The sequence below is a fragment of the Moraxella sp. CTOTU48717 genome (assembly GCF_032057165.1).
GTDB classification, from domain to species: domain Bacteria; phylum Pseudomonadota; class Gammaproteobacteria; order Pseudomonadales; family Moraxellaceae; genus Faucicola; species Faucicola tetraodonis.
This window is the reverse complement of sequence record NZ_DAMBBC010000026.1, coordinates 17,782-27,581: the sequence shown is the minus strand read 5'-3', so window position 1 is coordinate 27,581 and position 9,800 is coordinate 17,782. Positions and strand designations below refer to the sequence as shown.

The window sequence follows — 9,800 nt, the reverse complement described above, 5'->3', positions numbered from 1 at the left end:
TTTTTCGGTTTGGTGGTATGCCTCGAGCAAAGGGGCTGTTTCGTGCAAAGGTCTCACTTAATAAATTCTTATAGTGGGCTTAGCAAATAATAACCTTAACAAGGCTAGATAGTTTTCAGCCAGATTCTTTACCATGTTTTTACCCTAATAAATCAGCGTCTTAATTGACGTGATAGTTGCCAAGCTGCCTCATCGCGCAGCTCATGCGACTGCTTGGCAGATACAGTGGCTTGTCTACCTGTGTTGAGCGATGACCATTCGGGCTTACCACGCGCTTTTTTGAGCAAACTTGGCAATCTATCAACTGACCAAGGCGCGAGCGATTGGTTCGCCATGATGCTATCAGTCGCCGCATGACCACGATGGCGTAGCGCAGTCAGTAGGTCCATCGCTCGAGTCGCCAGTAAGGTCAGGGTAGCAGGGTCTATGTGCAGCCGTTTGACGCCACTGATTTTGTCGGCAATCGCGCTGGTATTTGACAGTAAGCCACCTGCCAAACCACCGAGCGCCGTACCCAGTCCCAGTGACGTGCCAAGGGTGGCGACATCAATACCCAGTCCAATCAGCGCGCCTGCCGCCGCACCGCCTGTGGTACGAATCCCATAACTGGCTAGTACGTCTTTATCAAACGGATCGCGGCGATATTCAGTCAGCTCAAGCGGTGTGGTGGTGACGGTATTGTCATAAAATTTATACAGGTTTAATAGTTCGTCTTGCATACTGCGTTCAGCTTGGCGTACTTTTTCTTGCATTTTTTGTAAGGTAGGCAGCGGATCATCCTCCTCGTGAATGGTTTCAACAAAGGCGGCAACGTTTAATAAAAAATGCGCAATGATAATATTGGCATCATCGTACAAATCATCCCAGTCGGCTTTACGACGCTCAATCAGTTGTTTGATAATTTCAGGTTGTATCAGCATGGTTTCTAAGTTTTGCCACAGTTTGATTTCATCATCAAACTCAAACGCCACTGAGTCAAACCGCGTAGATACATGCAAGTTGCGGCGCGCGAGCATCTGCTGCCATTCATTGATATTGCTATCTTGACCCTTAGTAAAGTTAAATACGGGCATGACGGGGATGGCTGACCATGACAGCACAGTTAACTCATCTTTATATTTGCCGAGCACAGGCTCACGCGCATCAATCACATAGACAGCCATGTCACTGGCAATCAGCTGACGAATGACCTTGGCTTCTTGGCTAAACTCATCTTGCGCAGGCGCACTTGCCAAAAATTGCTGTAACCGCTCCACACCGTCACGGCGGGCGGCGGTATTGTCTTCTAACCAATCAAGTAGCCCTGACGCATCTTCTAGACCGGGCGTGTCATACAGTGCCACCAAGCCTTGACCCGTTTGGCTGTCATTGATCATGGCTTTTTCCACATGACGGGTAGTGGCAGGCGCATTTTTGACTTCGCCAAAGTACATATCACGCAACAAGGTGCGTAGTAGCGAAGTTTTACCGGTATTGGTATGACCCACGATCGCCAATTTTAACGCTTCATTTTCGCCAATGCTGATTTTGCGGCTTGGATAGGGGTTTTGTTCAGCTTGGGCTAATGGATGATTGGTTGGCTGCGTAGCGATATCAGTGCTTGGATGGGTCGCGCTGTCAGTAGCCGTCGCTGGCAAATAATCTTTGGTTAAATCAATTGTCAATTTTTCTTGGGTGGTTATGTCTCTGTTATCCATTATTTTGTTAACCTTTATATATTCAGCGCGAGCTATTTTTGGCAAGTTCTTTTGGCAAGTTCTAGGGCATGGTTGACATGATTGAAGGCAGTTTGGGCCAGTGGATGTGCCAGCCAATCATCAAAACTATGGGCAACATCGTCGGTGTTTTCGCTACTATCTTCTGCCAATTGGTCATAATAATCCAAATAGCCTTCCGCAGTTAAAATCACCCAACCATCACTTACTTCGGATTTTTCTTCCATGGCTGTCAAAGATAGATAAACCCCAAGCATATCAAGCATCAGTAAAATCGCGTCACTGGTGCTGTGTGGATAGCTATCGCCCATAGCAAACATGATGTCATCGAGCGCATTTAGCGCCTGTTCGATGCTATCGGGTTGCCAAGTCTGAGTATTTATGGCGTCAAACAGGGCTTGATAGTAGGGTTTTTCACTGTCGAGTTCATTGTCAAGCCAATCGGCTGGTAGATTTTGCACAAATTGACGGAGGAGATTTTGCACAAAAGCGCTTTGCGCTGTGAGCGTAAGCTGTGCAGCAGTTTGGGCAATGCTATTAATCACATCGGCATAGCTTGTCGTGGCATTCATGGTTAATTTTCTCTTACTAGGGCAATTTGGCGTTCTGCCAACGCGGTTTCCCATTGTAGTTGACGGGCTTTGATGGTTTCAATTTCGCTCGGACTTGGCAGGTAGCCTTGATTGGCATCGAGCAGCTGCACAATCATGCCGCCTTTTGCCGCGCTTGCGATATTATCGAGTTTTCGCAGGGTGCCACGGTCGGGGAGTGCGAGATTGGAGATACCGACGAGCACTTGAACAGGGTTGCTTTGAAGGTAGGTAATCAGTTTTTCCAAGTCATCACGATCATCGATACGACCAAAGTTTTGCGCCGCCATACCAACGCTTTTGGCATACCAGTGCGGGTTGGCTTGCGGGTATTCGAGCAACACGGCAAGTTTATTGGCTAGGCTGATTTGGGCAGTGGGCGCGATAGGTTTTTGCTCAGCGGGGCTGTCATCGGGGTCAATCACTTTGCGCTGCCAAAAATCGATAATTTTTTGATAATACGGCTGTTTGGTATCAAGTTTCATACGGCTTGAGCGCACCATCATCAGACAACATAGCCATGCGAGCAAACGTGGCACGATACCGTACATCAGTAGGCTACCGATTAATAACATCGCCCAACGAAACGAAATCATCTGTGGCGTGGTTTCAGGATTCATCTGCGCGGTGATAATATCTTGTGCCGTTGGCGTAGGAAAGCCTACCCAATGGGGCAGCCAAGACATCAGCTTGACCACTTCCACCACGTTGCTGTCTTGTAGTAGGGTTGATTCCCACACAAAATTATAATTTTTGACCAATAACAATAGAATTAATGACACCAACATTCCCGATAGGCTGGCTAACCAAAACTGGTGGCTGATACGACTGACGTACCATTTGGTGCCAGCGTGATTGAGCTGGTCTTGATACAGTTCAACCGCTGTTTGGGTAACAACATCTTTGCCACGAACTAGGGTTGCCGGGGTGAAAAATGACCCAAAAAAACTGGGTTTGTTGCGCGGTGAGAACAGCATCCAACCGAGCCAAACCAGCAGGATAATGGTATTAAACCCTAATAAACTGGCTAGCACATAAAAAAAGTTCACCACCTGCGCTTGCATCAACCCAAATAACGCGACAAAGCCCAAAATAAACCACAAGACAGTCAATCCCCAAATTACGCCATTGACGCGGGTGTCAATGGTGGTGAGTAGCTGCGCAAGTTTGCCGTCATTATCAATGCGTGAGGCACGGCGGCGCAATTTGGTCAGCGGTTCGCCCAGTTCATGTTGCAGTTTTTCCGTGATAAGGATCGGGTCAGCGGCAAAAATATGCTGTTTTTCTTCCAGCCTGCGCACCAGCTCGGTCAGTTGGTCTTGGTTTGCGTACATATTAATTTTTCAACCTTTTCATGCCAATAAAATACCGACTAAACTGATATGCCACGCGCCCAGAGCGTCCGCCACGCTCACTGGCAAAGCGCAAGGCAGCGGCTTTTGCTTGCTCATCAAAGGGTAAACTTGCTTGCGCCAAATAATGCGCACAAATATCCAAATACACAGGCTGGGTCATCGGATGAAACGACAGCCACAGCCCAAAGCGGTCAGACAACGACACGGTTTCATCAATCGTCTCGTACGGATTGACTTCATCAGTTTGCCCATTATAAATGCTCACATTGTCTTTCATCAGTTGCGGTAGTAGATGACGGCGGTTACTGGTCGCATAGACCAGTAGTTTGTCTTGCTCGCTGTCTAGCGCGCCATCGAGCACGCTTTTGAGTGTGCGATAATTCTCATCTTGCCCATTGAACGCTAAGTCATCACAGTACACCACATAATGACAGCCATGATTGGGCTGGGCTTTATGAAGGTCTCGTACTGCTTGGCGAATCGGCTCTAACATCACCAAATCATCTCGTGACACTTCGATAATACGAAGACCATCCGCTTTATATTGATTGAGCAATGCCCGAATGAGCGAGGATTTTCCTGCGCCACGTGTGCCTGTCATGAGTACATGATTGGCAGGTAAGCCTGCTAAATATTGGCGCGTGTTTTGAACCAGTTTATTTTTTTGCCCATCAATGCCCAGCAAATCATCCAACGTCAATCGCAAATCTACGGTTAAAGGCACCAATTCACCGCTGCCCGTGCGGCTATTGGATTGCCATCGGTAGGCAAGCACGCTTGGGTCAAGTTGTATGGGCTTGGGCAGCTGCGCCTGTAAAAATTGGGTGAGTAAGTGTTCTAAATTAGTGGGTAAATTAAGATTAGCGGGTAGAGTGAGTTGCGACATACAAGGGTTCTTCTGAGTGGTTTTTAAGTGACTAGTTTTAAGTGATTAGTTTTTAAATGAGTAGTTTTTAAGCGTTTTTGCGGTATTTAGTTCGTATGATAGCAAAACTCCGTTAGATTACCCATTATCTTTGTAAACATTGCAGCATAACACTGGCTTTTTGTTTACAAAAAAATTCAATTCAGTTATAAAGATAGGCTTTATGATAAAATTTGTTAAGGAAGATCAATGAATGCGCAACAAGCCATCGCCTTTAGTATTAAACCTCTCACTTCTGCTATCGTCATGCTGGGGATTCATGGCTGTGCCACGCAGCCTAGCGCGAGTCAGCCGCTGTCTCAACGTGTGTTGCAAGCCAACCAACAGTTGGTCAGTCGTCAAAGCTATGCTTATGACTATCGAGTCAATGTGGTGCGCCCGCCCTTACGTAGCGCACAAGCGTTAGCTGCAAGCCCTAATCGTTTAAAACTTATCGGGCAGCTGAGCAAAGCACAGCACCTTGATGCTCGCCAACAAGCCTTGGTCACAGAGGGGGTCAATCACCAAACCCGTGAACAAAGCGAAGTGGGGCAAGTGATGGATATTTTAACCAAGCGCTTTGAGTTTGCCTCCACAGGTGTGGTAGATTTTCGCCGAGGGCAAATGTCAATCGTGCCTGAATTTCGCTATGTGCAGAACAATGCAGGGGCGTTTATCAAAGTGCCGCTTGCGGCTGATTTTGCGCGCTCAAAAGTATATGCTGACTTATCGGGACTCTCTGAGTTTGCTACCGACCCGCAATATGATGGACGCTACATTGAATATGACTATAGCAAACTGCTAAAAGATAAAAAGATAGATAAAAGAGCCTTATTCAAGGTATTTGAACAGATGTCACTGCTAAATGCCACCCTTGCCAAAGAAAGCGATTATCAGACATTGGCTTTGACTACTGAAGATAAAGCCAAAGGTGTGAGCCAGCGCATTGGCTACCGCATTGGCTACAATCAAATGCTAGCAGAGTATTTGCTGTTCTTCCACGTCAATGAGCGCTACCTAAAATCATTCATCAATCCAGCCGATTTTGTCAAAGATGATGAACTAAAGCAGCTTAGTAGCCTTGCCGTTAGCCCAAGGTATCTGATGAAAAAAGCCTTTGACAGCCATGAGTTGGCAAGCGTTGAAGAAAAAGCGTATGAATCTGCCATGCGCCTGTATGAAGCCATTGACAAAATGCGCGCGCAATCAGATGACAGCGCTGCTGACCCAGCCAGTGCCGATGCTGCAGAGGCAATGGACAGTTTAGAGACTCAAACAGCCACTGACGATTCAACCACTGATGAGTCGACCAGTGACGAATTGGGTCAAACCGCAAAAGCGTTAGCAGCCTTTGACAAATACCAATCAGACAAATTGGTCAGTGCCGCTGCACTGGCAAAAATCATTGAGGCCAATCCGCAAGCCTTTAAAGCGCTGCAAGCTGAAATAAGCAAAGAGGCAAATAGCAGCTTTATCTCAATGGATGACGACATCCGTATCAGCTATGGACTCAACCGCCAAAATCAACTACTCAATGTGGTAGCAATGAGTGATTTGCCAGCATTTGAAAAAACCACGCCGACTACCAATCAGCCCAAGACCCAAATGCGCACAGTGGTTAATTTTTATGATTATGGCAAAGCCCGCGTCAATCCTGATATCTTCAACAAGGCAATCACTTGGCAACAAGCATCAAAAAATAACAATCTATGGGCGGCGACAAAACAATCCAAAGTCTTTGACAGTGATAAGAATTTAGAAGCTTTGTCCTATAGTTTGCTCAAACAAAACAAAGGGTTTGTTGAGACGTTTGTCACCCTTTATAGCTACCAGTTTGTGTTGCAAAAAGATGAAGCAAGCCTGGGTGAAATAGATATGGCGGCGCTAAACGCCGCTGCAACCAAACTTGCAAAAATACAAGCCGATAATTATGCGGTCATGAATACCGATAGCCGTCAGCAAAAAGCGATTACAGATGTTGATGCGTATGTCGATGATGAGCTTGCCGAACATATCGCAGGGATTGTTGATAAAACCTATCGTAATCAACAATACTTGCAACAGATTGCCAAACTTAAAGCGCAAGGCAAATCTGACGCCCAGATTTTTAGCCAGTTGTATCAAACTATCAGCGACAAACCCAGCGATGTAGAAAGCGCAGCTGCAGTGGCGGCGGAAGCTGCAGCGGCAGTAGATGTTGTTGAAGAAAGCGAAGAACAACAAGCATGTTCGCTGCTCTTGGACACAGATAAACTTGATAAAACATCACGCACCCGCCTTGCCAAAATCTGTGCAAAAATCGACAAAGCCACCGCCCAGGAACAGGCAGCCAGCCAACGATCTGGCAGCGCTGATACTGCATCAAGCGACGCCGCTGCATCCGTCCGCATGACGGCTGCCGATATCGCCAAGCAAACGCAGGCGCGCGATAAGTTTAATCAATTACTGGGCGAAATCGCTATCGAAGATATGCAGACCCAAGCCAAGCATATCAGCCTATCTGATGAGGGGGATGATGAGTTAATTGAAAAACTCAAACCTCACTTTGAAGCGAGCTATAATTTTAATTATGATGCCTACAAGGCTACCTATCAGTTGTTGCTTTTGAGCCAATAAGCGGACAAACGAAGCATCAACTGCTGATGACCCATATAAAACAGATAAAAAAAGCGGGATAACTGATGTATCCCGCTTTTTTGTACGTCAATCACTCGTGCCATTTTTAACCATGACAGGTTTATAATACAGTACGAATACTTGCCGCTTCATCGAGCATTTTATACAAGCTATTGACTTGCTCGGCTTCTGTCAAATATACATTAGCGCGTACGGAGTGGAAACGGCCGGTACGCGATGGATTGATAGTCAAACTTGCTAAATCAAATTCAGGAAATAAACTACCCAAAATTAATTTTACTTCATCGAGTAGCGTGTCTTTGTGACCCTCATGACCGATGATGCTAAGCGGATAATCCATAGGAAAATTCCACAATTCTGGGTGCTGGATATCCGTAGGTTTCGCCGCTCGCGTACTACATGCAGCGGCTTCCAAGTTATTGAGTGTAATTGTTTTATCGTTCATAGCATCACCTAAGGTTGTATAAATTTCTTTAGGGTCTAAATGAGGGTAAAACCGATAATTTCAAGACATTAGAGTTTGGCGTTGAAAAAAGCGCCATTCATAAATCTATTCATAACCCAATTCATAAAAAGCCACATTTATAGAAAAACCACATTCACAAACTCGCCCATAAAAAAACCGAGAACATTGTCTCGGCTTTTTTGGATGGATATAACATTAATCATTCTCTAGGAATGAACGTAAATGTTCAGAGCGAGAAGGGTGGCGCAGTTTACGCAGCGCTTTGGCTTCAATCTGACGAATACGCTCACGGGTGACATCAAATTGTTTACCCACTTCTTCTAAGGTATGGTCGGTAGACATATCAATACCAAAACGCATTTTAAGCACTTTGGCTTCACGTTCGGTGAGGTTGGCTAACACTTCACGGGTAGCTTCTTTTAACCCTTGTGCCGTTGCTTCATCCACTGGGCTTGAGATGCTCGAATCCTCAATAAAATCACCCAAGTGACTGTCTTCATCATCCCCAATTGGGGTTTCCATTGAGATTGGCTCTTTGGCGATTTTGAGTACTTTACGGACTTTGACTTCGTCCATCTCTAAGCGTTCGCCCAATTCCTCAGGGGTAGGCTCACGTCCCATTTCTTGTAATAGCTGGCGCGATACACGGTTGATTTTATTGATAGTTTCAATCATGTGCACAGGGATACGGATGGTGCGCGCTTGGTCAGCAATCGAGCGGGTGATGGCTTGGCGAATCCACCAAGTGGCATAGGTCGAGAATTTATAACCACGGCGATATTCAAATTTATCTACCGCTTTCATCAAGCCAATGTTGCCTTCTTGAATCAAATCAAGGAACTGCAAACCGCGATTGGTGTACTTTTTAGCAATCGAGATGACCAGACGTAAGTTCGCCTCAACCATTTCTTTTTTGGCGCGGCGGGCTTTGGCTTCACCCACAGACATGTTACGTGCGACCACTTTCATTTGGTCGATGCTCATGCCAAGATTTTGCTCATGCTGCTGGATACGCCCTTGATACTGTAACACTTCGTCAAGTACCCGCTCTAACGTGTCGGCAAAGGCAGGTTTGCCTGCGATACGGTTAGGGAGCCAGTCAAGGTTGGTTTCATTATGCGGAAAGGTCTTGCGAAACTCATCTTTTGGCATTTTACCGCGGCGAATCACCAGTTTCATGATGTGACGTTCGTTTTTACGCACGTCTTCATACACCTCGCGCATCATATCCATGATATTGTCAGAGACGCGGCTATTGAGCTTAAATAGCATAAAGCAGTTGGCAAGCTCATTCATCGCCGCTTTGACGACGTCGCTATCACGGTCATGAGTGGCTAATAAATCTTTGACCTTGGTGAACAATTGCTCTAATTCTTCAAAGCGCAGACGCACTTCTTCAGGGTCAAGACCGCTCGCTTCTTCGGTATCGGCATCTTCACTGACTTCGCCATCGGCTTCTTCGATTTCATCGGCGTTTTCAGCTTCATCGTCGAGTTCATCCTCGGCTTTGTCGTCTTTGACTTTGGGTTTGATAATCGGTAACGCGATTTCCACTTCTTCGTCATCGGCAAGGGGAATCACATCAGCGGCTTCAGGGTCAAGAAAACCTGTAATAATATCCGAGACTTTCTTTTCACCTTCAAAGGTTTGGTGGTATTCATTAATGAGCATGGCCACGGTACCTGGCCAAAAGGTCATGGCATGTTGTACATCTCGAATACCATCTTCGATACGCTTAGCAATCGCAATCTCGCCTTCACGGGTGAGTAGGTCAACCGTACCCATCTCACGCATATACATACGCACAGGGTCGGTGGTGCGACCTGGCTCAGATTCTACTGAAGCAAGTACCGCGGCGGCTTCATCGACAGCAATTTCGTCATCATCCGCATCATCGCTAAGCATAATGTCGTCTTCATCAGGCGCGGTCTCAAAAATCTTGATGCCAACGTCTGTGAGCATTTGAATAATATCATCAATCTGGTCACTTTCAGTTACCGATTCGGGGAGTTGGTCATTGATCTCAGCATAGGTGAGATAACCTTGCTCTTTACCTAATTGAATCAGCGTGGCTAATTGAGAAGTTGAATGTTCGCTCATGAGGGCTCGCTTTGATATTGGTTAAAAAAATAA

7 protein-coding genes are annotated in these 9,800 nt (G+C 46.2%); 1 reads left to right on the top strand and 6 read right to left on the bottom strand.

Annotation, left to right across the window (positions count from 1 at the left end):
- Positions 1 to 152: 152 nt before the first annotated feature.
- Genes RT084_RS11570 through RT084_RS11555 form a run of 4 tightly spaced genes read right to left on the bottom strand, consistent with a single transcriptional unit; the run spans position 153 to position 4,546 of the window.
- Positions 153 to 1,697 carry a DUF3482 domain-containing protein gene (locus RT084_RS11570; RefSeq protein ID WP_313100163.1) on the bottom strand — a complete coding sequence of 515 codons (1,545 nt, stop codon included), beginning with the start codon at positions 1,695 to 1,697 and terminating at the stop codon, positions 153 to 155.
- 32 nt (positions 1,698 to 1,729) lie between these two features.
- On the bottom strand, positions 1,730 to 2,287 hold the full coding sequence (locus tag RT084_RS11565) for a hypothetical protein (RefSeq protein WP_313100161.1): 558 nt from the start codon (positions 2,285 to 2,287) through the stop codon (positions 1,730 to 1,732).
- A 2-nt stretch (positions 2,288 to 2,289) separates the two neighbouring features.
- On the bottom strand, positions 2,290 to 3,639 hold the full coding sequence (locus tag RT084_RS11560; protein WP_313100160.1) for a DUF2868 domain-containing protein: 1,350 nt from the start codon (positions 3,637 to 3,639) through the stop codon (positions 2,290 to 2,292).
- A 1-nt stretch (position 3,640) separates the two neighbouring features.
- Positions 3,641 to 4,546: an ATP-binding protein gene (locus tag RT084_RS11555; RefSeq protein ID WP_313100159.1), complete on the bottom strand. Its 906-nt coding sequence runs from the start codon at positions 4,544 to 4,546 to the stop codon at positions 3,641 to 3,643.
- A gap of 228 nt (positions 4,547 to 4,774) precedes the next feature.
- Here RT084_RS11555 and RT084_RS11550 point away from each other — a divergent pair, with 228 nt between their 5' ends.
- Positions 4,775 to 7,180, top strand: a complete 2,406-nt coding sequence (locus tag RT084_RS11550) for a hypothetical protein (RefSeq protein WP_313100157.1) — start codon at positions 4,775 to 4,777, stop codon at positions 7,178 to 7,180.
- A gap of 121 nt (positions 7,181 to 7,301) precedes the next feature.
- Here RT084_RS11550 and RT084_RS11545 read toward each other — a convergent pair whose 3' ends face one another.
- Entirely contained in the window at positions 7,302 to 7,646 is a 345-nt protein-coding gene (locus RT084_RS11545; protein ID WP_253852179.1) for a YbeD family protein, read from the bottom strand.
- A gap of 216 nt (positions 7,647 to 7,862) precedes the next feature.
- A complete protein-coding gene (rpoD, locus tag RT084_RS11540; protein WP_076774107.1) occupies positions 7,863 to 9,767 on the bottom strand; it encodes an RNA polymerase sigma factor RpoD in 1,905 nt (634 codons plus the stop codon).
- Positions 9,768 to 9,800 lie beyond the last annotated feature (33 nt).